This is a genomic window from Micromonospora echinospora (genome assembly GCF_900091495.1).
Lineage (GTDB): Bacteria > Actinomycetota > Actinomycetes > Mycobacteriales > Micromonosporaceae > Micromonospora > Micromonospora echinospora.
The window spans coordinates 5,989,307-6,012,898 of record NZ_LT607413.1 but is presented as its reverse complement, the minus strand read 5'-3'; the positions used below and the strand labels follow the sequence as shown (position 1 = coordinate 6,012,898).

The window sequence follows — 23,592 nt, the reverse complement described above, 5'->3', positions numbered from 1 at the left end:
GGTCCCGCAATGTTTCGGGCAACTGCGGCTGACGTCCTGGTCGACGTCGACAAAACCCGTTCGGCAACTCGTCGCCGCGGCGGCCGGCGTCGTCCTAGCTAGTGCTCGTCAACGTCCGGCCGTTCAGCAACTCGTCGCCTTGGTCGACGTCGTCCCCAGATTCGTTCGGCAACGCGTGGCGGGCAGCTTGTCGACGAGCTTTCGGCTACGGCGCGAGACCGGATGTCCCCACGTACGGTCTGCAGTTGCTGCCAACCGGGCCCGCCGCGGGGGGACATCATTCCTCGGGCAGCTTGCGCATGGTGCTCAGCGGGGAGAAGACGACCCAGAACACCCCGAGCAGGGCACCGATGCTGGCGATCCAGAGGGCGGAACGTACCCCGATCGCGGCGCCGAGTACCCCGCCGATCAGGGCGCCGACTGGCCGGATGCCGTAGTTGACGGTGCGTTTGACACCGGAGACCACGGCGAGCATCGTCTCCGGTGTGGCCGCGGTTTGCACCGATCCGGCGGCGATGTCGAGGATCATGACGCCCAGCGCGGAGACAAACTCGGCGGTGATCAGCAGCGCGAGCACCAGCGGCCGCGGTCCCCCGGCCAGCGGCACGAGGATCAGTGGGGCCGGAAAGACGACGAGGCCGAGGATTACCGCGGGGCCGATGCCGATCCGGCGACTGAGCGGGCCGGTGACCGCCGCGCCGAGCAGTCCGCCGAACGCGCCGGCCCCGATGATAAGGCCCAGCACTCCGGGGGAGATGTCCAGCTCGGTGGTCACGTACAGCACGAAGAGCGCGGCGAACATGTAGTTGAACAGGTTGAGCGTGGTGGTGCCGAGCAGGATCGCCCGTAGCACCGCAGAGCGGGCCACGTACCGCACGCCGGCGGCCATGCCCAGGCCGGGGCCGCTTTGTACGGGATGCTCGGTGACCCTTATGCGGGTCAGGAAGACAGCAGACGTCAGGTAGGTGAGCACGTCGGCGACCAGCGCGACCGGGGCGGTGAGCACCTGCACGAGGACGCCACCGATGCTCGGGCCGGCCACGTACGACATGGCCCTGCTGCCGTTGATCAGACTACTGGCGTCAACGTAGTCCGGTCGCCGGACCAGGGCGGCGAACAGGCTGCTGTGCGCCACCTCGAAGTACACCGAGAGGGTCCCGATCAGGAAGGCCACGGCACAGAGCAGCGGCAGGTTCAGTGCGTCCGCCCACCACAGCAGTGGCACGGCCAGTAGAAGACCCGCCCGGCCAAGGTCGGCGATGATCATTACTTGGCGGCGGCGCGGGTACCGGTCGACCCAGGCGCCGGCCGGCAGGGAAAATAACAGGTTCGGCAGCAGCGAGGCGGCGGTCAGGTAGCCCATCTCGACGGGTCCGGCGCTGATCGCGAGCACGGCCAGCAGCGGCACGGCGAGCATGGTGATCTGGTCGCCGAAGAGCGAGACGGTCTGCGCGGACCAGTAGCGGCGGAAGGCCGTCTGCTGTAACAGCCGCGGGATGCGCGGCCGGCGCGGCGGTGCCGGGTCGGCCAGAACGAGGGGTTTAGTCACGGTCCGTCTCCGCTCGCTGGTCCTCGGGGGGTACGGGTCCACGTGGCACCGCCATCTGGATGATCTGCACCGGGCGAGACCCGGGCGGGCGTCTCGCCGGGTCGGCAACCCGTTCGTCGTACCGGGCCAGCAGCGCGTTGACCTCCTCCGTGAGCTCGCGCAGCTCAGTGGCGGTGACGTGCAGCAGCGCGTCGCCGAAGCCGGCGGCAGCCCGCCATTCGACAGGCTCGTCGCCGCGGACCGTGAGGTAGTCCTGCGCGCGTTGCACGTAGAGGGCGAGCATCACGCTGTTGAGCTGGTCCGTGGCGGCCTTCATGGCCGGGTCGTCGGAGTCGTCGTCCCAGGACGTGTCCTGCGCGGTGGCCCGCCAGGGCCGTTCCCGACCGTCCGCCCCGGGGACGCGTTCGGCGAACCCATACTTGGCGAGCTGTCGCAAGTGGAACGAGCAGTTCGGCACGTTGTCGTCGAGCCGGGCGGCAGCCTGAGTTGCGGTCATCGGGCCGTCGCTGCGCAGCAGCCCGATCAGACGCATCCGCAGCGGGTGCGCGTACGCCCGCAGGGTGCGTGGGTCGGTGAGCTTGATAGAACGTTCAGGCACCTCTTCGATCACACGCTAGAGAATGCTTTAGAAAGATATCTCTAGCAACTACGCGACTCTGCCAGTCGGCGAGACGACAGGTATCGGCCGTCGACTCGGTTGACCACCTCACCGCCGAGGCCGGCCTCGGGAGGCCGGCCTCGCGGAGAACTACGCGGCCTACGTCGCCGAGTACGGCGAGCCCGCGTAGTCACTCATCGTCGGGGGCGTTCTTGTCGCGTAGGGGTCGCAGCCCGCCGGGCAGTTCGGGGAGCTGGAAGGAGTACCGCCCGAGTACGTTGATGTGGTGTCGCACGAACGGCGACAGCCGGGCGACGTCCTCGTCGCGGACCTCGAATCCGTCCGTGCGGAGCTGGGTGACGGCGGCGTCCATGTAGCGGGTGTTGAACAGTACGAGCGCGTTGAGGACCAGGCCGAGGGCTCCGATCTGGTCCTCCATGCCGTCCTGGTAGCGCTGGTAGAGCTGCCCCGAGCGGCCGTGGAAGATTTTCCGCGCCAGCGCGTGGCGGCCTTCCTGGAGGTTGGCCTGCACCTTGATCTGCCTGCGGTAGCCGGGCTCGTCGGCCAGGCGCAGAATGTGCAGGGTCTTGGCGATCCGCCCGTAGTGCGCGATCGCGTCCCCGAGCGGCGTGGGGCGCCCGTCGCGGGACAGCATCCGGATGACGTCGTAGGCGCGGACGGCTCCGGTGTGGATGGAGCCGATGACCCGCAGGATGTCCTCCCAGTGCCGCTCGATGCGGACAAGGTCGACCCGGCCGCGGGCTGCGTCCTGGAAGGCGCCGTAGTCGGCGGTGCGGTCGATGCGCCACATCTTTTGGTCGGGCAGGTCTGCGAGCTGCGGGGCGTAGGCGAACCCGGCCAGGGTGAGCAGCCCGAACACGATGTCGGAGTACGAGGCGGTGTCGGTGACGATCATCTCCGGGCGCTTGCCGCCGTCGCGGTCGTAGAGAACGTCCAGCACGTACAGGGAGTCGCGCGGGGTGCCGGCCACGATCTTCCCGCCGAGCCCCGCCGCCTGGTCGTTGATCATGTTGAGCCAGGTCGCGCCGCCGCGACGGCCGAAGTACTTCGGGTTCGGCCGCGCGTACACCGAGGGGACGGGCACGACGAACCTCATCCCGTCGACCGAGGCCACCAAGCCCCCGCCCCACGACCGCGCGAGGCCGACGGACGCCTGATACCCGATCAGGGCAGCGTTCGCGGCCCGGTAGGTCGCCAGCCGCAGATACGTCTGGTCGACGTGGGACAACCGCCCGTACTTCAGGGCGTCCACGCCGCCCAGGACCGGGGTGTAGCCGACGTTGCAGCCGTGGGCGACCAGCAGCGCGGCGATGGTGACATGCAGATCCTTCAACCTCGCCTCGCCGCCGGTCACCGACGTGAACGCCTGGTCGGCACCGGTCCAGGAGAAAACCTCCAGCAGCACCTCGGGCAGGTCCACGCGCGGCAGCATCGCGTGGACCGCCGCACGCAGGTCCAGCAGGGAGGACGGTTCGGGCTCCGGCTCCAGGGCAGCGAAGTGCAGCCGCCCGTCGTCGTCGAAGACGATCTGGGCGTTGTCCGGGACCCGGCCGGCGACCTCCCGGTAGGTGCCGTCCAGCAGCGCGGCCCGCGCCGTCAGGTGCCCGCCCGGCTCGGCGGGCAGGTTCAGCGAGGCCAGCACGGTCGGCTTCGCCTGCTCCCACACCTCACCCGCCAGCAGCTTCGCCCGCGGGTCGCCCCACCTGGAGGAGTTCCTCGCGAACACATCCTTGCGCCGCAGCATCCGGTGCAGATGCTCCAGCACGCAGAAGGTGTACGCCTTCCAGTCCACCGTGCCCGCCTCCAGATGCGGCGCGGACAGGACCAGGCGCCGCCACGAGCCGGTCAGCAGGCCGGTGTCGATCTCGGGCGGGCCGACCTTCTTGCGGCCCATCAGGTCCGGCAGCGACCGCAGCGCGTTCAGGACCGGCAGACCCTCGGGGGTGGCATCGAAGTCCACCACGGTGACCAGTAGCTTCAGGAACGGCCGCACGGTGCCGAACCGGTTGACCAGCATGGCCCGCCATGCCTCGTCGGCATCGGAGTCCAGCGGCGGAGTCAGCTCGAACAGCGCGGCGATCGCGGCGACCAGCTCATGGCGGGGCACCACCCGCTCGATCTCCGCCCACATCGCCTCCAGGCTCGCCACCTTCGGCGGGGCGATCTCCCCGGTGTCGGTGTCGACCTGCTCGGAAGTGGTGTCGAACACGACCTGGAACGCAGTCGCCAGCTTCACCGACGCCCGCTCCACCCGCGGGAGGGTCTTCAGCTTCTCCTTCGCGCTCTCGCGCTCCGCGCGGGCCAGCAGCTTCGTCGCGATCAACACCTCCAACAGGTCCAGCGCGTCGTCCACCGCCCGCGACGTGAGGTAGACCGTGGTGGCCAGCAGCGTCGCCAGGCGCCGCGCGTCCCCGTGCCGGCGCAGCAGCGACGCCTTACCGTCCACCCCGTACCGGGACAACTCCGCGAGCCGCCGCGGCGGTACCCCCGACACGTCCAGGGCGCCCATCCCGAGCGCGGCGATCTCCTCCGCCCGCTCCAGAGCCCGCTTCATCTGCGGGCCCGAGATCCGCACCGGCCCGCGTCGCAGCCGATCCAGCTCCGAGACCCGCTCGCCCGGCGCGACGGTCAGCAGCGAGTCCAGCACCGCCCGCTGCCCGACACTCAGCAACCCATACAGGGTGTCCCACAGCCGCTGGTTCGCCGCCTCCCGCACCGAGCCCACCAGCCGGGCCAGCCGACTCGCCCCCGGCAGCAGTACCCGCCCCTCGCGCAGCCACCCCGCCGCCGCGTCGAACAACGCCTTCGGCCCGTCCCCGGTCGTCCAGGCCCGCGCGTCCAGCCAGCCCACCAGCTCCTCGCGGACCTCGGCGAAGTCCCGCCAGCCCTCGGCCTCCTGGATCTCCCCGGCATGCATACGGGCCGTACCGTCCCGCTCCCCGTACAACGCCAGACACGACGCGTCCACAATCTCCAACTGCTCGGCCAGATACGCGGCCACCTCCACCGGCACCTGCCGCGGGTCCGGCATGAACCGGCCCAGGAACCGCACACTCGTGAGCTGGACCGCGAACCCGAGCCGGTTGTGCGACCTGCGCTTGGCCTGCACCGCCTCCCGGTCCGCATCGTCCAAGAAGAAGTACCGCTCCAACTCCGCCCGCGAAGGCACCTCGTAGAACGACCCATACCGGGCCGCCTGCTCGTCCGTCAGGAACTCGACCGCCACAACAGCACTCCGAAGATCGACAACAACGACCCGCGAAGGCTCCGACGCTCAATCACCCAAGGTCAAAGCACCAACCAGCCCGGAGACCGCTTAGCGCACGATCTGACACGGATGTTCCTCAGACCCCTACACCGACTACCCGGCAGCCGACTGATGCATGCGTCCGGACCGGGCGACGCCGGTCCGGCGCCATCGCCGACCTCCGCGCGGGGCGAGGCTCCGTGCGGGAAACGTGAGGGCAGGTGCTGCCCGCCGTCCGTGGTAGTGACGTCGTCGGGGCGTGCGGGCTGCACCCAACACGACGCCCTCGTGGTGGTCTGCCGTGACAGAGCTTCAGCCTCCGCTGACCGACTGGAGCCAGATTAACGAATTACCGGTAATGGCAATCCAGTAATCAGCCTGGACGAAAGGGGTAGATCACCTGCACACCATAATGTCAGTTAAGGTGCGTAAGGACTTACGCTGGTGTAACCGGCCGGTCTGCCGTCCGGAAGCCGGCAGCTCAGCGGGCTATGAGCGAGGGCGCGGGCCCCGATCGTCGTACCGGAGGGTCATGCTGACGGACGTGAACCCGATGACGATCATCAAGGGTGACGCGACGAGCCCTCAGGCCAAGGGCCGGAAGGTGATCGCGCACGTCTGCAACGACCTCGGCGGCTGGGGGAAGGGCTTCGTGGTGGCGGTCTCCCGCCGCTGGCCGGAGCCGGAACGTGACTACCGGCAGTGGCATCGTGGCCGTGCGAGCAACGACTTCGCGCTCGGTGCCACCCGTCTGGTGCGGGTCGCGCCGGACGTATGGGTGGCGAACATGATCGGCCAGCGGGGAATCAGGACCGGCAGCGCCGGCCCACCGATCCGCTACGACGCGGTCGAGCGTTGTCTCACGTCGCTCGCCGAGCAGGCGCACGCGTTGGGGGCGTCGGTGCACATGCCTCGGATCGGCTGCGGGCTCGCCGGTGGCACCTGGGACCGGATGGAGCCGATCATCCTGCGTACCCTGTGCGCGAGAGGCATCGCCGTGACCGTGTACGACCGCGGGTAGCCGCCGGTATCGTCCGCCCGGCCGCTACCCGCGTCCGTGCGCGACGCGGGCCTGGGCGACCTCGGCCGCCTGCCGTTGCCGCCAGCGGCGTTGCGCGTCCCGGTTGCAGGCCCGGCACACCCGCCGGTACGCCCCGGTGTCCGGGTCGGCCTCCCGCTCGTGTCCGTTGCGGCAGCGTGGTGGACGGACCCGGTCCCGGCAGTTCTCCGCGCGCGTGACCTGGCGCAGGTGGGCCGGCTCGATGCAGTCGGCGACCCCGCAGGTGTGGTCGACTTCGAGGTCGGGGTCGTAGCCGCCGACGAACACCGCGTACGCGGCGATGTGCGCCCACGCCCGGCCGGCGACCTTCTGGTGGGTCCCGCGTCGGTTGCCGTAGCCGTGGACGATGAGGCAGCCGGTGTCGGCCCGGACGGAGCGGGCGAGGAGGTACTCGCGCAGACTGTCCGGAGTGAAGTGCCGGGAGAGGCCGTTGACGCGGGAGAGCATGCGTCCCACGCTACGTCCGGCACTGGCAGTCCTCGTCGTCGCGTCCGGGCGGCCGTGCCCCGCGGGTCCGGAGGAAGGGAGCCGTTGACGGTGGAACAGCGTCTGTCCGGTGGGAACACCGGTGGTGCGGTGCGGATCGGTGACACCGTACGTCGCGCCGCCGGGCCGTGGACGCCGGCCGTGCACGCCCTGCTTCAGCATCTGGAGGCGGTCGGGTTCGCCGGGGCCCCACGGGCGCGTGGCTTCGACGAGCAGGGGCGGGAGGTGCTGACGTACCTGCCCGGTGAGGTGGTCGGGCACCACCGGCCGTGGCCGTCCTGGGTGCACGGTGTGGACGCGTTGCGTCAGGTCGCCGGTTGGCTGCGGGACTTCCACGCGGCGGTCACCGATTTCGTTCCGCCGCCGGACGCGGTCTGGCGGGAGGGTGGCCGATGGCGTCCGGGGTTGATCGTCGGGCACAACGACGCCGCGCCGTACAACGCGGCGTGGTCGGGTGGACGGCTGGTCGGGTTCTTCGACTGGGACTTCGCGGGTCCCGTGACGGTCGAGTGGGACGTGGCGTTCACCGCGTTCGCCTGGGTGCCGCTGCACGCCCGGCACGTGGCGGCGGCGGAGGGGTTCACCGCGTTCGAGGACCGGCCGGCCCGCTTGCGGCTCTTCCTCGACGCGTACGGCTGGGACGGCCCACTGGACCGGTTCCTGGCGGTGGTCCGGGACCGGGTCGCCGCGTCGGCGGACGGGATCCGGCGCAACGCGGCAGCCGGCGATCCCGCCTTCCAGGCGATGGTCGCGCAGGGGTTCGACGCGTCGCTGGACACCGCGGTCCGCGAACTGGCCGACTTCCCGCTGTCCTGAGCGCGGGCGGTTCACACCACGACGACGTCGGCGACGACGCAGGCGATGTTGTCCGGCGCGCCGTGGCGGTGGGCGAGGTCGATCAGCCGCCGCACGGTCCGCTCCGGGGTGTCCGAGGCTGCCAGCGTCGTGCGCAGGGCCGCCTGGTCCACCACGGCGGACAGGCCGTCGGAGCAGAGCAGGTAGCGGTCGCCGGGTAGGGCGGTACGCAGCGCCAGGTCCGCCTCGACGTCGTCGCCGGCGCCGAGGGCGCGCACCAGCAGCGCCCGCCGGGGGTGCGTGGCGGCCGTGTCCGGGTCGAGTCGGCCCTGGTCGACCTGGTTCTGCACCCAGGTGTGGTCCTGGGTGAGGCGGAACAGGTCGCCGCCGCGCAGCAGGTACGCCCGGCTGTCACCGACGTGCACCAGGGCCAGCCGGGACCCGTGGCGCAGCAGCGCGGTCAGGGTGGTCACCGCCTGGTGGTCGGCGGTTCCCGCGTTCCGCACGACCCGGTGCGCGTCGGCGACCGCCCCGGCCAGCATGGTCAGCAGGTCGGCGGCGGGCGCGTCGGTCAGTTCCAGCGGTTTCAGGGCGTCGATGGCGGTGGCGCTGGCCGCGGCGCCACCGGGTCCCCGCATGCCGTCGGCGACGGCGAGCAGCCGGTCGCTGGCGTAGGCGGCGTCCTCGTTGCTGTCCCGTACGGCGCCGGTGTCGCAGCCGGCGGCGCCGTGGACGGTGATGGCGGGAGTCGGATCGGACATGGTGGTGTCCCTTCCGGAGAGGTCCTGGACGAGGAGGGCGGCCAGTCGGGCGCGGGCCGCAGTGTCGGCGGTGACCTGCTGCCAGTACGTGGTGACGGCCTCGGCCGCCGTGCGACGGTCGAGGCCGCACACGGTGCGGATGTCGGCCAGCGGCATGCCGATGCGCCGGAGCCGGGCGATCAGCCGGGCCCGGTCGAGTTGCGCCGGGTGGTAGAGCCGGTAGCCGGACTCGGCGTGCACCGCCGCCGGTGGCAGCACGCCCAGTTCGTCGTAGAGGCGTAACGCCTTCTGCGTCAGCCGTGCCGCCCGGGCGAACGCCCCGATGGTCAGCAGCTCCACGTCGCCATCCTCCTCGGGCCGGTCCGGGTGACCGGCACGGACCAGCCTGGGGTCTGACCGAGGGGGAGGGTCAACGCCTCGGCGGGTGTCCGCGGCGGACGGGTGGCGTGGTGGCCGGGTCGACTTGACGACGTCGGGAGGGCGCGTTATCAAGGAGAAGGAAGTTGAGTCGACCTGACTCAACTCAGAACCTTCGGCCCAGGAGAACCGAGGAGGCACACCATGCTCATGCGCACCGACCCGTTCCGGGAGATCGACCGCCTCGCCGACCAGGTCTTCGGCACCGCCGCCCGTCCGGCGGTGATGCACCTGGACGCCTACCGCGACGGCGACTACTTCTACGCCGCGTTCGACCTGCCCGGCGTCGACCCGGACAGCATCGACTGCACGGTGGAACGCAACGTGCTCACCGTCAAGGCCGAGCGTCGTCGCCCCGTCGGCGACCGGGTGGAGCTCGTGGCCGCCGAGCGTCCGATGGGCACCTTCACCCGGCGGCTGTTCCTCGGCGACACCCTCGACACCGACAAGCTGGAGGCCGGCTACGACAACGGGGTCCTCACCCTGCGGATCCCGGTGGCCGAGCGGGCCAAGCCGCGCCGGGTCGCCATCCTGACCAACGGCAACGGCCGTAAGGAAATCAACTCCTGACCACGGTGCCGACACGCGTCCCGCGGGTGGCGTACCCGCGGGACGCGGGGGTCAGGACACCTGAGAACCTTTCCCCATGTCGCCCTCCGACCTTCCGGTGCGCTCGGGTACCGCGCCGACGCCCGCCCTGCCCGGCGGCCCGGTCGACTTCACCGAGGCGTGGCTCGCCAACCGACGGTTGTCCGGGCACACCCGGGACGCCTACCGGCGCGACGTCGCCGGCTGGCTGACCTGGTGCGCCGGCCACGACCTCGACCCGCTGCGGGCCACCTTCCTGCACGTCAACGCCTACGGCCGGGACCTGGAGTCCACCCTGGTCGCCCGGACCGGTCGTCCGCTGACCCCGGCCACCGTCGCCCGGAAGCTCTCCGCGCTGTCCAGTTGGTACGACTTCCTGGTCAAGCTGCGCGCCGTCGACGCCAACCCGGTCTCCGGCGCCGACCGCCCCCAGGTCGACCGGGACCACTCGGCCACCGTCGGCCTCACTCCCCGGGAGGTCGACGCGCTGCTCGCCGCCGCCGAGGCCGACACCGGCCCGACCGCCGTCCGCAACCGGGCCGTGGTGACGCTCCTGGCCGACCTCGGGCTACGGGTCGGGGAACTGGTGTCGCTGAACCTCGACGACCTCGGCGTGGAACGCGGCCACCGCAGTGTGCGGTTCGTCGGCAAGGGCGGCCGGTCCCGGCGGCGGGCGCTGACCCCGGGCACCGCGTACGCCGTGGACGCGTACCTGGCGGCACGGGCGGACGCGCAGGGCGTGGCGGTGCACGAGTTGACCGGGCCGCTGCTGGTGACCGCCACCGGAGGTCGGCTCGACCGGCACGCGGTGTTCCGCCTCGTCCGACGGCTGGCCCGGGATGCCGGCATCGCCGCCTGGGCGAAACTGTCGCCGCACTCGCTGCGGCACTCGTTCGCCACCACCGCCCGCGCCGAGGGCGTCCCCTTGGAGGACGTGCAGGACGCGATGGGTCACGCCGACCCGCGCACCACCCGCCGCTACGACCGGGACCGGCACAACCTCGACCGGGACCCGGCGTACGTGATCTGGGCGGCCCGGTCCCGGCGGTCGCCCGGCTGACCGGTGTGGCTCGCCGGGCATCCGCCGGCGGTCAGCAGAGCAGGTCCAGGTGCTGGTGGGCGTCCAGGGCGATCTCCTCGTGCCGCAGCCAGCGCCGCGCCCACAGTCGGGCCGCCACGTCGGCGGCCTCGTCGCCCCAGGCGGCGTGCTCGACCAGCAGCGCCGCCGCCAGGGCGTACGCGGCCCGCAACGCGACCGCGCGGGCCCCGGCGACCGCCTCCACCCCGCCCGGGTCGGCGGTGATCGTGACGAAGGTTTCCCGCAGTTCCTCGGTGACCGCCGTCAGGGTGTGCGCCAGGGCGGGGGACAGGCTCCGGGCGGTGTCGGCGGCGGCGGCCAGGCGGCGCAGCAGTGGCCGGGCGGCGTCCTCCCGGGTCACCGCGCGCAGCACGTCCAGGGCGAGCACGTTGGTGGTGCCCTCCCAGATCGGCAGGACCTGCGCGTCGCGCAGCAGCCGGGGCACGCCGGTGTCCTCCACGTAGCCGGCCCCGCCGAACGCCTCCACGTACTCGCTGGCGCAGGCGACCGCGAGTCGCCCGGTGGCCAGCTTCGCCAGCGGCGCGACCACCCGCAGTTCGGCGGCGGCGTCCGGGTCGGCGCCGACCTCCACCCGTCCGAACAGCGCGAACGCGTGCCCGGCCAGGACGAACGCGCCGGCCGTGTCCACCCCGAGGGTGCCGAGGGTGGCCTTGTGCAGCGGCGAGTCGACCAGTCGGCCCCCGGCGACCTGCCGGGCGTCGGCGTAGGCCCGCGCGTACGCCAGGCCCCGGCGCATCCCGGACACGGCGGCGGCGGCGTTGTGCAGCCGGGTGACCACCACCAGGGTCATCGCCCGGACCAGGCCAGGCTGCGCCGGGTCGCCCAGCGGCAGCGCGTACGCCTCCCGCAGGCCCACCTCGGCGGTGGGCAGCGCCCGGGTGCCGAGCTTGTCCTTGAGCCGGTGGACCCGCACCCCGGGCGCGCACCCGGTCGGGTCGCCACCGTCGGCCAGCGGCGAGTCGGCAGCGTACCGGGGCACCAGGAACGGGGCGAGGACCCGGCTGCCCGGGCCGGCGCCCTCGGGCCGGGCCAGGGCCACCGCCATCGCCGAGTCGACCGCCGAGCAGAACCACTTCTCCCCGGTCAGCCGCCACGAGCCGTCCCCAGCGGGCCGGGCCACCGTGTCGGAGCGGGACAGGTCCGACCCGCCCTGCGCCTCGGTCATCCACTGGCCGCTGGTGACCGCCACGTCCGGGTCGGTGGCGGTGAGCCGGGGCAGCCACGCGTCCCGGACGCTCCGGTCGACCTCGGGGCGGGACAGCAGCGCCGCCGCGCCGTCGGCCATCGCCACCGGGCAGGAGAACGTCGCCGACTCGGCCCCGTACAGGTGCAGCAGGGCGTGCTGCACGACCCGGGCCGCCGCGCCCCACTCACCGCGCGCCGAGTCCAGGTAGGGCAGGGCGACCACGGCGTGCCGGGCGGCGGCGGCCCGCTGTGCCTGCCAGCCGGCGGAGGTGTCGACCCGGTCGATCCGGGCGCCCCACGGGTCGTAGCGGACCAGGGTGGGCGGGTGGGCCTCGGCGTCGGCGTGCGCGGCGCGCAGCGGCCCGGTCACGTCGGCGGCCAGGTCCGTCAGGCGGCCCTCGGCGGCGGCGTGCCCGGCCGGGCCGAGCTGCCGGTCCAGCCACGACCGCAGCAGCGGGTCACCGGTGTACGGGTCGGCGGGGGCCGGCACCGGCTGCACGAAACGGGCCATGCGTCACTCCTGGCGAGGGGGGACAGGGGTCCGCGTCGACGGTAGACGATCCCCGCGTGCCGCGACAGACGCGAGTTCCTGCGCGGTGGGTGTCGGATTCTCTACCGTTGGTCATCATGTCGTCGGCGTCGTGGTCCCGCCCGCACCGGCCCCACCGTCCGGTGCGGGTCGGGCTGGTGGTGGCCGGCGCGGCGCTGGGCATGTGCTGCGTCGGGGTCGCCGGGTTGGGGGCGTGGAACGTCCAGGCGGTACGGCAGGCCGACGCCCCGGTCCGCCAGACCGCCGAGGCGTTCCTCACGGAGGTCGCCGCCGGGGACGCCGACCGGGCCTACCGGCGGCTCTGCGCGCCGGCCCGGACCCGGTGGAGTCCGGTCGGGTTCGCGGCCTGGGTGCGTACCCCGCCGGTGGTGACCGGACACCAGGTCACCGACGTGTCGGTGAGCACCCGCGACGGGCAGCCCACCGGCACGGTGACCGTGCGGCTCATCCGCGACGGCGGGCGCACCGAGCAACGGGACCTGCGGGTGGTGCGGGAGGACGACGACTGGCGGGTCTGCGGCGACCCGTTCTGACCCGGTGGGACCGGGGACACTCCGCCGGGTCAGGTCGGCACCAGGTCGTCGACCCGCCGGCCGTCGCGTAACGTCACCACCCGGTCGGCGGCCTCCACCAGCGCCGGGTCGTGCGTGGCCACCAGGGCGGTCATGCCCCGGGCCCGGACCAGCGCCCGCAGCAGGTCCATCACCGCCTGCCCGGTCTCCGAGTCCAATTGTCCGGTCGGCTCGTCGGCGATCAGCAGCGCCGGGTCGTTCGCCAGGGCCCGCGCCAGGGCCACCCGCTGCTGCTGGCCGCCGGACAGCTCGTACGGGCGTTGCCGGGCGTGTCCGCCGAGGCCGACCAGTTCCAGCAGCACCGCCACCCGCTGTTCCCGTTCGGCGGCGGGCACCTTCGCCAACCGCAGCGGCAGGCCCACGTTCTCCGCCGCCGACAGGATCGGGATCAACCCGAACGACTGGAACACGAACCCGACGGTGTCCCGGCGCAACGCCAGCAGGTCCCGGCGGTTCGCGGCGGTCACGTCCCGCCCAGCCACCCGGATCCGCCCGGTGGTGGGCCGGTCCAGGCCGCCGACCAGGTTCAGCAGGGTCGTCTTGCCGGCGCCCGAGCGGCCCCGTACGGCCACCAGCTCGCCCCGGCCGGCGGTGAACGACACGTCCCGCAGGGCGTACACCACCTGCCCGGCGGCGGGGAACTCCCGGCCGACGCCCTCGACGGTGACCAGGTCCTCGCTCACGGCTGCTCCTCCTGTTCGCGGCCCGGGTGCACCTGCACGTGGTCGGGTTCCAGGGTGAGCCGGACCCGGTCGCGCAGGTCGAGGGCGTCGACGAACGCGGCGGGCAGCTGCATCCGGCCGGTGCGGTCGAGCACCGCGTACTCCTCGGTGACCAGTTCCTCGACACCGTCGGCGCCCCGGCGCGCCGAGCGGCGTACCTCGCTGGCGGTGCGGCCGTCGCGGATCGCGACGGTCCGGCGGACCTGGGTGGCGACGGCGTGGTCGTGGGTGACCACCACGACGGTGACGCCCAGCTCGGCGTTGATGGTGCGCAGCGCCCCGAACACCTCCGCGGCGGTGTTCTCGTCGAGTTCGCCGGTCGGTTCGTCGGCGAAGAGCACCTCCGGGTCGTTGGCGACCGCCACCGCGACCGCGCAGCGCTGCTGCTCACCGCCGCTCATCTCGGCGGGCCGCCGGTCGGCGCAGTGTCCCACCCCGACCAGGTCCAGCAGTTCCGCGGCCCGCTGTCGGGCGGCCCGGCCCCGCCGGCCGGCCAGCCGCATCGGCAACGCGACGTTCTCCACCGCGCTCAGGTACGGCAGCAGGTTCCGGGCGGTCTGCTGCCACACGAACCCGACGGTCCGCCGTCGGTAGGCCAGGCGTTTACGCGCCGACATGGTCAGCAGGTCGTACCCGGCGACCCGGGCGATCCCGGCGGTGGGCACGTCCAGCCCGGAGAGGATGTTCAGCACGGTCGACTTGCCGGAGCCGGACGCGCCGACGATGGCGAGCAGCTCGCCCTGGTCGACGACCAGGTCGAGGCCCTGCAACGCGACGACCTCCACCCCGTCGGTCTTGAAGATGCGCACCAGGCCGTCGCAGACGATGTGGCCGCGCAGCCGGTCGGTCCCCCCGGCGCGGGCGGCGGCCCGGTCGGCGGCCCGCTGCTGCAACGACACCAGGTCCGGGACGGTGTGGACGGCGGTCACTCGTTCTCCTCTCCCCGCCGGAGCGCGTCGGCGGTACGCGTCCGTCGGTTCACCAGAATCTCCACGCCCAGCCCGGCGGCCAGACCCACCGCGACCAGCCCGAGCACCGCGCCGACGACGAGTGGGTCCAGGTGCCAGCCGGCGCTGACGCCCGGGGTGAACGCGGACAGCCCGAGCGTCGGGCCGAGCAGCCCCGGCAGGGCCACCCCGACGGCCGCGCCGACCAGCGCGGCGACCCCCACCAGCGGCACGAGTTCGCACACCAGCAGCCACCGGCCCTGTCCCTCGGAGAAGCCGAGGGTACGCAGCCGGGACAGCATCCGGGCGCGGGCCCGCGAGTCGGCGAGCACCGCGAACCCGACGGCGAGGACGGCGAGGGCGCTGCCGCCGACCGCGCCGACGGTGAACGCGAGGGTGAGCACGTCGTTGGCGCCGGTGCGGTCCAGGCCGTCCCGGTACGCGCGCCGGGTCAGCAGCTCCGCCGGCACCTCGGGTACGTCGACCTCGCTGCCCAGCACCGCCGACTGCCACCGGCGTTGCCCGTCGTCGGCGGTCGCGCGCACCGCCGCCGGGTCGTGGTCGTCGGTGGCGAGCAGGTACCGGTTGGGGATGACCGGGGTGTGCGCGTACTCCGTCAACGCCTGCCAGGGCAGCACCACGAACCGGTCGGTGCCCAGGTCCACGCCGGGGAAGACGTCCACGACCCCGGCCACCCGGAACGGGTACAGGCGGCTCTGCACGTCGGCGGCGGCGCTGCCGGTGACAGTCTCGGCGACGCTCGGGGACACCACCGCCGGCACCGGGCCGTCGCCCCGCACGGCGGCGCGCAGCGCTTCCGGCACGTCCACGTCGACACCGCTGGCGGCGGCGACCCGGGCGAACGCGGGCGCGTCGACCACCATGATCCGGGCGGTGCCGAGGGTGCGGGCCTGCGGGTCGGTGCCGGAGCGCAGCGGCCGGTTCGAGTCGATCCGCACCGGGGCGACCGCCCGTACCCCGGGCAGCCCGGCGAGCCGGTCGGCGGTGTCGGGGGTGAACGCGTACCCGGTGAGCCAGGCGTCGGCGGGCACGCTCAGGTCGGCGGCGGTGTCCCGGGCCCGGGCGACGGTGTCGGTGACGACCGCGCCGAACACGCCGGTGCTGACCGCGACGACCAGCACCGCGAGGGGCGCGGTGGTTACCGGCGCGCCCCGACCGGCGCGGGCCACGCCGAGGAACAGCAGCGCACCCCGGGCACGGGCGGCGGTCCGGTCGAGCAGTCGCAGCGGCCAGGGCAGGGCCCGCAGGGTGAGCAGGGCCACCGCGACGGCCAGCAGCACCGGCACCGCCGCGAGGTACCCGTCGACGCCGCCGGGGTCCAGGCCCCGGCGGCGCAGCAGCACCAGCCCGAGCACGGCCACCAGCAGCACGGTGACCTCGACGGTGAGGCGGCGCGCCGACGGGCGGGCCCGGGTCAGGTCCGGCCGGCCGGCGACCACGGCGACGTGCCGCTGCCCGGCCACCGCGAACGCCGGCACCGCGGCGGTGGTGACGGCGGCGATGAGCGGCAGCGCCCACCAGGTGCCGCCGTCGCGTCCGGGGGTCAGCAGCGCGAGCAGCGCCCCGGCGGCCACCGCGGCCGGTTGCAGCAGGGCCGCCTCGGCGAGGGTGTGCCGGCCGATGGCAGGCAGCGACGCGCCCCGGGACCGGAGCAGGGTCAGCTCGGCGCGGCGGGTCTGCACGGCCACCCGGGCGGCGAGCAGGATCAGCCCGAGCAGGCTGGCCAGCAGTCCGGCCTGCACGACGGCCAGCAGGTTGCGCACCGAGGTGAGCTGGTCGCCGAAGCGCACGAGCTGGGTGTCCAGGGAGGTCTGCGCGGTCGCGCCGGGCAGCCACTGGGTGCGTCGGGCCGCGCCGACGGCGGCGGCGACCGGTTCGATCGTCGAGGAGTCGACGCGGTGGTGGTCGAACCGGTACCGCCAGGAGTGGGTGACGGGCAGTCCGGCCCGGCCGGCGGCGGCCAGGCCGGCGGGGTCGGTGACCGCGACGGCCACGAACGGGTCGCCGTCGTTGACCGGCAGCAGCGGTTCCACCGCCTGCGGCGTGGGCGCCCACAGCGGGTCGGCGGGGCGGACCGGCTGGAACACCCCGGTCACGAGCAGCGCGACGGGCGACCGGCCGGGGGCGGCAAGACCGAGGCGGACCCCGGGCCGCAGGGCGAGGGTGTCGGCGACGGCCTGCGACACGGCGACCTGCACGGGTTGGCCGGGGCTGCTGTCGGGCCAGGTCCCGGCGGTCAGCCGGGTCGCCTCCGCCAGGCCGGTCTGGGTGTGCAGGCCGAGCCGGACGGTGCCGCCCTCGCCGAGCGGGCCGACGTCACCGGAGGTGATCACCTCGTCGTCGGCGACCGTGCCCGCCTGCCACCGCTGGTCGACCAGGTCGGGCAGCGGTGGCGGCAGAGCGGCGTGGAACCGGTCCAGGGCGCCGGCCGCCCCGGCCGGTGCGGCCCCGTCGGCGCCGCCGCGTACCTCGATGGTCAGGTCGCGCACCTGGTGGGGCAGGGGGGCCAGGTCGGCGTGCAGGCTCCGGTCGGCGAGGTCGTTGGTCAGCCTCGGCGCGCCGGTGACCAGCGCCGCGGCGACCAGGCCGAGCAGCGCGAGCAGGACGGCAGGGCCGACGAAGGTCCGCAGCCGGGCGCCGGGGCCGCCGGTGCGTCGCCGTCGGCCGGTGGTGTGCCGGGTGGGTCGTGCGGTCACGGTGGTGGTCACCGGTCCTCCCCGCCGCGCAGGTGGCCGGCTTCGGAGCGTCCGCGTTGCCGGGCCGCCGCGACGGTGGTGGCGGCGACGGCGATGAGCAGCACGCAGGCGGCGGTGGCCAGCAGGGGCGGCCAGTCGATGAGCAGGGTGGGCGGGGGTGTCGGCCGGTCCGCCGACGGGGTGAGGATGATCAGGGGCGCCATGGTGGCGGCCACCGCGACGCCGACGGCCAGGCCGACCAGCACGCCGGTGCCGGCGAGGAACGCCTGTTCGGTCACCAGGGACCGGGTGACGGTGCGGTGGGTCGCGCCGAGGGTGCGCAGCACGGCGAGTTCGGTGGCGCGGCGGCGGGCGGTGGCGCTGACGTCGACGGCGATGCCCACCGCGGCGAGCAGCGCCGCGCCGAGGGCGGCGGCGAACAGGGCGCCGCGCGCGCCGACGCCGAACGGGTCACCGGCGAGGTCCCGGGCCACCGCCTTCCGGTCGAGCACGTCCACGCCGGTCAGCGCGGCGGCGGCGGTGACCGTCTCGTCGTGCCGGTCGGTGGGCACCGACAGCCACCATTCCTGCACGTCGCGGAGGAGGCCCCGGTCGTGGAAGGTCCGGTCGCGCAGCGACGGCAGGTCGGCGAAGACGGTGGCGGGGGCGGTGTCGCCGGGGAACGCGTCGACGGCCCCGACGACCCGCACGTCGACCTCGGCGGCGCCGAGGAACAGCCGGGTGTCGTCGCCGACGTCCAACCGCAGCGCGGCCAGCGCCTGCGGGGTGACCAGCAACGGCACCGGGCCGGCGGCCGGGCGGGTGACGGCCAGCTGCACGAGGGAGTCGCCCCGGCCCCGGCGGGTGTCGTCGTCGCGTGTCCACCGGGCGGTGAGGGTGTCGCCGGTCGCGGTGGCGGTGGTGCCGTCGCGGGGCGTGCCGCTGGGGTCGACGGTGTGCCACGGTCCGCCGCCAGCCAGGTCGACGGGTTGGCCGTCGGCGCGCAGGTCGCGTAGCCGCCAGTCGACGACCAGGGTGGCGGGGCCGGTGGTCTCGACGGTGAACCCGGCCAGCCGGGCCGGGCCGGCGGGCAGGTCGACGGTGAAGTCGACCGGGCGTCCGTCCCGGCTGTCGCCCAGCGGCACCCGGCGGTGTGTGCCGGCGGGTGCGGCGAACACCGCGAAGGCGCGGACCGGGCCGGTGGCGGCGGTGACCGAACCGGTGAACTGGCCGGTCAGGTGTCGGGCCCCGGCCGGCAGGACGGTGTGGGGCGCGTCGACGCGGTTCCGGGTGACCTGCGCGAACACGTCGGCGGGGGAGCCGCCGGCCAGGTCGGGACGTAGTCGTACGACGCGGGCCGCGGTGTCGGCGTCGGCGGCGACCAGCGACGCGGGTTGCCTGGTCGCGCCGAGGCTGAGGGTGGACCGCCAGGCGGGCAGCGCGGCGGTGACGCCGGGCAGCCGGGCGAGTTGCGCGGCCCGGTCGTCGGGTGCGGCGCCGGTCTCGGTCAGCCGCAGGTCGGCGCCGACGCGGTGGTCGGCCTGGTCGGTCAAAGACCGTCCGGTGGTGCCGGCCAGGGACCAGGCGAGGGCGCTGACCGCGACGGCGAGGGCGACCAGCAGCACCGGGCCGGCGTGGGGGCGACGGCCGGCCTGCCACATGCCGAGCATCGCCGCGGTCGCGCGGGTGCGGTCGACGCCCCGTTCGGCGAGACGGGTCAGGGGCGGCAGGATCCGCAGGGCCAGGACCGCGCCGGCGAGCACCGCGATGGTGGGCGCGGCGGCGAGCAGCGGGTCGATGGCCAGGGCACCGCCGCCGACGCCGGACAGCGGCGACGAGTACGACCGCAGCTGGTACCAGCCGAGCAGGGCGACCACGACGAGGACGACGTCGACGCCGGCACGTTGCACCGCGCCTCGCCGACCGGGCCGGGACCGGGCGGCCAGGTCGGCGACGTAGCTGTCGCCCCGGCGCAGGTTGGGGCCGAGCATGGCGAGGGCGCAGCCGGCGGCGACGAGTAGCGCGACGGTCCAGGTGAGGGTGTCCAGGCGTGGCTGCAGACGCAGGGACGCCTCGGCGAGCGCCGGTATCCGGCCGGCGTGCCGCAGCAGTTCGGTGGCCAGCGGTGGGGCCAGCAGGACGGCCGGGGCGACGACCAGTGCCGCTTCCCGGCCGGCCAGGCCGGCGATCTGCCATCGGGCCGCGCCCCGGGCGCGCAGCAGCGCGGTCTCGGCGCGGCGCTGCTCGGTGAGCAGGGCGGCCACCAGCAGCAGCGTGTACCCGCCGAGGACGGCCACCAGCAGCATCGGGGTGACGAGGGCGGACCGGCCGACCAGGGCGGCGCGTTGGATCCGTTCGACCAGGTCACCGAGGGCGGTGGTGGTCGTGGCGGAGTCGCCGAGTCCGGCGGTGGCGGCCAGTCCGCCGGCGGCGTCGGCGGCGTCGGCGAGCCGGTCGAGGTCGGCGGTGCCGGTGGCCGCGCCGACGTCGGGCGTGATCAGCCAGCCGGCGGAGGCGTTGGTGAGGAAGTGGCGCAGGAAGTCGGCGCGGTCCACGGTCAGCGGCCCGTACGTGGCCGTGCCGGGTTGCACGCCGGTGAGGGTCTCGGGGGCGAGACGCCAGTACGGGTCGGCGGCGGCGCGGGGCCGCCAGAGACCGACGACGGTGAGGTCGGTGACCCGGCCGGTGAACCCGTCGGTGACCGGGACGCGGTCGCCGACGGTGACGCCGAGGGTCGCGGCGACCGGTTCGGCGAGGGTGGTCTGCACGGGGCTGCCGCCGGCGGCCGGCCAGGCGCCGACGGTCAGGTCGGCGTGCGCGGCGAGGTCGTCGAGGAACAGCACGCTGGCGTAGACGGTGCCGTCGTCGTCGGCGACGGCCGTGCCGACGTCACCGTGTAGTTGCCGGCCGGCGGCGTAGCCGGCCGCCTCGACGGTGCCCGGCCAGCCGTCGAGGACGTCGGCGGCGGCGGCGCGCAGCAAGGTGTCGCGTCGGGTGAGGACGTCGGGGGTGCGTCCGGCCGCGCCGCGGACCAGGATGGAGCGTTCCTCGACGGTGGCGGCGGCGAGGACGCCGCGTACCCCGGAGCTGACGACGTCGCGGTGGTAGCCGGCCAGGCCGGTGAGGGCGATCGTCGCCACCAGGGTGGCGCCCACCGCCGCCAGGAGCAGACCCTTCGCTCCACGGGCCCGTCGAAGCGCCAGCCGCATGGTTCGTGTCCCCCGGGTCGCCGTGGCGGTTCGGCCCGGTGCCGTCCCGCGTGCCGGTTGAGAGCGGTCGGGCGCGGGGAAAGGTTGGCGCGGCGGTCGGATCCCTTGATCACGGTCTGGTCACAGGGCCGCGGTGGGGGTCAGTCGCGGGGGCCGAGGTCGCCGGTGCGGTGGTGCCGGCGGCAGAGCACCTGGTAGCGCACCTGCGCGTCGGGGACGGTGTCGCCGATGACGACCTGTTCGCCCTCGCGGACCACCCGGCCGCCGACGACACGGGCGTTGAGCAGGCCTTCCCGGCCGCACCAGCAGAGCACCTCGACCTGGATGCGGGCGACGGAGTCGGCCAGTTCGAACAGCCGCTGCGCGGCGGGGAAGAAACACGACCGGAAGTCGGTGGCCAGGCCGAAGGCGAACACGTCGACGTCGTCGTGGTCGACCAGTTCGGCCATCTGCTCGACGTGGGCGACGCTGTAGAAGGACGCCTCGTCGCAGATGAGGTAGTCGATCCGTTCCCCGTCGGCCCAGCGGTCGCGCACCAGGGCCCGCAGGTCCAGGTCGTCGGTGACCTCGATGGCGTCGTGGGCCAGGCCGATGCGGGTGGTGACCCGGGGGCCCAGGGACCGGTCGATGCGGGTGGTGACCAGACCCCGGCGGCCCTGCCGGGCGTGGTTGTAGTTCATCTGGAGGGCCATCGTGGACTTGCCGCAGTCCATCGGCCCCCAGAAGAACTTCAGCGCCGCGGCGTGCAGTGGACGCCCGTCGGCCCCGCGCGTGGCGGCGCAGACGGGGGTGTCCTGCTCACCCGGCAGGGGTCGGGCCAGGCAGGTGGGGGCGGCGGAGTCGACGTCGGTCACGGTCGGGCAGCCTAGCCCATCGATCGACGCCGATAGGGCTGGTCAGAGGACGCGTGGCGGGGTGTTCCCGGCGGCGATGATGGCCCGACGCACCGGCACCGCCGCCAGGAGCAGGAACCCGACCACGAAGAAGATCAACAGGGAGACCAGCCCGACCCGGTACGAGTTGGTCAGCTGGAACACCAGCCCGAAAGCGAGTGGTCCCAGCCAACTGGTGCCCTTGTCGCTGATCTCGTAGAAGCCGTAGTACTCGCCCTCCCGGCCGGCGGGGATCAGCTGGCTGAACAGCGACCGGCTCAACGCCTGACTGCCGCCCAGGACCAGACCGATGCCGGCACCGAGGATCATGAACGGCACCGGCGCCTCGGCCGGCAGCCGGAACGCCGCCAGGATCACCGCCGTCCACAGCACCAGCGACAGCAGCACCGTCTTCCACGCGCCGATACGGCGGGCGAGCGCGCCGAGCAGCAACGCCCCACCGAAGGCGAGGAACTGCACCAGCAGGATCGTCACGATCAGCGTGGTCTGGCCCAGCCGCAGCTCCTCGGTGCCGTACTGGCTGGCCAGGGCGATCACCGTCTGGATGCCGTCGTTGTAGACCAGGAACGCCAGCAGGAAGAACAACGTCAGCGGGTACGCCTTGACCTCCCGCAGGGTCCGCCCCAACTGCCGGAACCCGTCGACGAGCACGTTCCCGCCGGCGACGGTCGCCTCCACCGACGGGTGTTCCCGCAGCCACCGCAGCGGCACCAGGGTGAACAGCGCCCACCACAACCCGGCCGACACGATCGACCAGCGGGCCAGGTCCAGGGTGCGCTGGGCGGTACCGTCGCCGAACGAGTTCACCACCACCAGGTTCACCGCCAGCAGCAACCCACCACCGAGGTAGCCCAGCGCCCAACCCCGGCTGGAGATCGCGTCCCGGTCGTCCGGGCCGCCCAGCTGCGGCAGGAACGAGTTGTACACCACCACACCCGCGCCGAAGGCGATGTTGGCGACCACGAACAGCGCCCCACCGAGCAGGTAGCGGTCCCCGGTGACGAAGAGCATCGCGGTGGTCGCCCCCGCACCGAGGAACGCGAACGCGGCCAGCAACCGCTTCTTGTGCCGGGACCGGTCGGCGACCGCCCCGGTGACCGGCAGGACGAACACCGTCAGGAACACCGACAGCGACACCAGGTACGGAAAGTACGACCCGGCGGCGACCTTCACGCCCAGCGGGTACACGTACCCGGAGCAGGTGTCCGCGCCCAGCTCACAGCCGGCGGCGACCTCCGTGACGCTGGTCAGGAACGGCCCCAGGAACACGGTGATGACCGTGGTGGAGAACGCCGACATCGCCCAGTCGTAGAAGTACCAGCCGGTGCGTTCCCGGCGGGTACTCGACGGTGGGGTGCGTTCCGCCGGGGCGGCGAGGGTCTCGGCCATCAGGTCCTCGGGTGGTTCAGGCGGCCCAGTGGCCGCGGCTGCGGTAGACGTCGCGCAGCACGCCGACGTGATCGGTCATGATGCCATCCACACCCAGGTCCAGTAACTCGTGCATCTCGTCAGGTTCGTCGATCGTCCAGACATGCACGTGCAGACCGAGCCGGTGGGCGTACCGCACCAACCGCCGGTCGACCACCGGCACCCGCCCGAACCGGACGGGCACCTGCGCGGCGACCACCGACGGCGGCAGTCGCAGCCGCTGCCCGGTCAGCGACGCCCACCGCAGCCGGGCCACCCCGCGCATGCCCAGCGAGGTGGCGACCTTCGGGCCGGCGAGGACCCGCAGCCGGGCCAGCCGGGTGTCACTGAACGAGGCGAGCAGCACCCGGTCGCCGGCTCCGACGCGTTCCACCGTCGCCACGGTCGGCCGCACCCCGTCGTCGGCCTTCACGTCGACGTTGAACCGGATCTCCGGCCAGGCGGCGAGGACCTCGTCGAGGCGGGGCACCACGGCGGCCCCACCGACCCGGACGGTGGCCAGGTCCGCCCAGCGCAGCGCGGCGATCCGCCCCCGTTCACCGGTGAGCCGGTCGAGGGTGGCGTCGTGGAACACCACCGGCACGCCGTCGGCGGTGGCGTGCACGTCGGTCTCGACGTACCGGTAGCCGAGCGCGACGGCCCGGGCGAACGCCGCGACGGTGTTCTCGTCGCCCTGCGCGGCGCCGCCCCGGTGGGCGAAGGCCAGCGGGGCGGCCGCGTCGAGGTAGGGGTGGGACACGCCGGCAGTATGCTCCCCGCCGGTGGCCGG

Annotated in this window: 18 protein-coding genes; 5 read left to right on the top strand and 13 right to left on the bottom strand. The window is 73.8% G+C overall.

Going from position 1 to position 23,592, the window contains the following annotated elements; translation table 11 throughout:
- Positions 1-277: 277 nt before the first annotated feature.
- The 3 genes from GA0070618_RS25885 to GA0070618_RS25875 form a co-directional block, all read right to left on the bottom strand.
- Positions 278-1,549 carry an MFS transporter gene (locus GA0070618_RS25885; RefSeq protein WP_088983947.1) on the bottom strand — a complete coding sequence of 424 codons (1,272 nt, stop codon included), beginning with the start codon at positions 1,547-1,549 and terminating at the stop codon, positions 278-280.
- On the bottom strand, positions 1,542-2,159 hold the full coding sequence (locus GA0070618_RS25880; RefSeq protein ID WP_088983946.1) for a winged helix-turn-helix domain-containing protein: 618 nt from the start codon (positions 2,157-2,159) through the stop codon (positions 1,542-1,544). Before GA0070618_RS25880 ends, GA0070618_RS25885 begins: the two co-directional genes overlap by 8 nt.
- 178 nt (positions 2,160-2,337) lie before the next feature.
- Complete coding sequence (locus GA0070618_RS25875) at positions 2,338-5,394, bottom strand: Tn3 family transposase (protein WP_088983945.1); 3,057 nt, start codon at positions 5,392-5,394, stop codon at positions 2,338-2,340.
- Positions 5,395-5,947: 553 nt separating this feature from the next.
- Here GA0070618_RS25875 and GA0070618_RS25870 point away from each other — a divergent pair.
- On the top strand, positions 5,948-6,436 hold the full coding sequence (locus GA0070618_RS25870) for a macro domain-containing protein (RefSeq protein ID WP_231931455.1): 489 nt from the start codon (positions 5,948-5,950) through the stop codon (positions 6,434-6,436).
- 24 nt (positions 6,437-6,460) lie between these two features.
- Here the strand turns inward: GA0070618_RS25870 and GA0070618_RS25865 are convergent, their stop codons facing one another.
- Complete coding sequence (locus tag GA0070618_RS25865) at positions 6,461-6,922, bottom strand: HNH endonuclease (protein ID WP_088983944.1); 462 nt, start codon at positions 6,920-6,922, stop codon at positions 6,461-6,463.
- A 90-nt stretch (positions 6,923-7,012) separates the two neighbouring features.
- Between GA0070618_RS25865 and GA0070618_RS25860 the strand changes: the two genes are divergently transcribed.
- The gene (locus tag GA0070618_RS25860) at positions 7,013-7,777 is read left to right on the top strand and encodes a phosphotransferase (RefSeq protein WP_143740459.1); all 765 of its coding nucleotides are present in this window, start codon (positions 7,013-7,015) and stop codon (positions 7,775-7,777) included.
- A gap of 11 nt (positions 7,778-7,788) precedes the next feature.
- Here the strand turns inward: GA0070618_RS25860 and GA0070618_RS25855 are convergent, their stop codons facing one another.
- On the bottom strand, positions 7,789-8,856 hold the full coding sequence (locus GA0070618_RS25855; protein ID WP_088983942.1) for a MerR family transcriptional regulator: 1,068 nt from the start codon (positions 8,854-8,856) through the stop codon (positions 7,789-7,791).
- A 222-nt stretch (positions 8,857-9,078) separates the two neighbouring features.
- Between GA0070618_RS25855 and GA0070618_RS25850 the strand changes: the two genes are divergently transcribed.
- Together GA0070618_RS25850 and GA0070618_RS25845 are read left to right on the top strand one after the other, a co-directional pair.
- Positions 9,079-9,504, top strand: a complete 426-nt coding sequence (locus GA0070618_RS25850; RefSeq protein WP_088983941.1) for an Hsp20/alpha crystallin family protein — start codon at positions 9,079-9,081, stop codon at positions 9,502-9,504.
- Positions 9,505-9,580: 76 nt separating this feature from the next.
- Positions 9,581-10,582, top strand: a complete 1,002-nt coding sequence (locus tag GA0070618_RS25845) for a tyrosine-type recombinase/integrase (protein ID WP_088983940.1) — start codon at positions 9,581-9,583, stop codon at positions 10,580-10,582.
- A 31-nt stretch (positions 10,583-10,613) separates the two neighbouring features.
- Here GA0070618_RS25845 and GA0070618_RS25840 read toward each other — a convergent pair whose 3' ends face one another.
- The gene (locus GA0070618_RS25840; RefSeq protein WP_088983939.1) at positions 10,614-12,317 is read right to left on the bottom strand and encodes an acyl-CoA dehydrogenase family protein; all 1,704 of its coding nucleotides are present in this window, start codon (positions 12,315-12,317) and stop codon (positions 10,614-10,616) included.
- 116 nt (positions 12,318-12,433) lie between these two features.
- Here GA0070618_RS25840 and GA0070618_RS25835 point away from each other — a divergent pair, with 116 nt between their 5' ends.
- Positions 12,434-12,889: an Rv0361 family membrane protein gene (locus GA0070618_RS25835; protein WP_088983938.1), complete on the top strand. Its 456-nt coding sequence runs from the start codon at positions 12,434-12,436 to the stop codon at positions 12,887-12,889.
- Between the two features lie 29 nt (positions 12,890-12,918).
- Here the strand turns inward: GA0070618_RS25835 and GA0070618_RS25830 are convergent, their stop codons facing one another.
- From GA0070618_RS25830 to GA0070618_RS25800, 7 genes are all read right to left on the bottom strand, one after another.
- On the bottom strand, positions 12,919-13,611 hold the full coding sequence (locus tag GA0070618_RS25830; RefSeq protein ID WP_088983937.1) for an ABC transporter ATP-binding protein: 693 nt from the start codon (positions 13,609-13,611) through the stop codon (positions 12,919-12,921).
- Positions 13,608-14,579, bottom strand: a complete 972-nt coding sequence (locus tag GA0070618_RS25825; protein ID WP_088983936.1) for an ABC transporter ATP-binding protein — start codon at positions 14,577-14,579, stop codon at positions 13,608-13,610. Before GA0070618_RS25825 ends, GA0070618_RS25830 begins: the two co-directional genes overlap by 4 nt.
- Positions 14,576-17,326 (bottom strand): ABC transporter permease, encoded by a 2,751-nt coding sequence (locus tag GA0070618_RS25820; RefSeq protein WP_088983935.1) that lies wholly within the window; start codon positions 17,324-17,326, stop codon positions 14,576-14,578. Before GA0070618_RS25820 ends, GA0070618_RS25825 begins: the two co-directional genes overlap by 4 nt.
- Positions 17,323-20,502: an ABC transporter permease gene (locus tag GA0070618_RS25815; RefSeq protein ID WP_088983934.1), complete on the bottom strand. Its 3,180-nt coding sequence runs from the start codon at positions 20,500-20,502 to the stop codon at positions 17,323-17,325. The genes GA0070618_RS25820 and GA0070618_RS25815 overlap by 4 nt, the downstream gene beginning before the upstream one ends.
- A gap of 140 nt (positions 20,503-20,642) precedes the next feature.
- Entirely contained in the window at positions 20,643-21,323 is a 681-nt protein-coding gene (locus tag GA0070618_RS25810) for a thymidine kinase (RefSeq protein WP_377660575.1), read from the bottom strand.
- Positions 21,324-21,398: 75 nt separating this feature from the next.
- Positions 21,399-22,784 carry an MFS transporter gene (locus GA0070618_RS25805; RefSeq protein ID WP_088983932.1) on the bottom strand — a complete coding sequence of 462 codons (1,386 nt, stop codon included), beginning with the start codon at positions 22,782-22,784 and terminating at the stop codon, positions 21,399-21,401.
- Between the two features lie 16 nt (positions 22,785-22,800).
- A complete protein-coding gene (locus tag GA0070618_RS25800) occupies positions 22,801-23,562 on the bottom strand; it encodes a glycerophosphodiester phosphodiesterase (RefSeq protein ID WP_088985845.1) in 762 nt (253 codons plus the stop codon).
- Positions 23,563-23,592 lie beyond the last annotated feature (30 nt).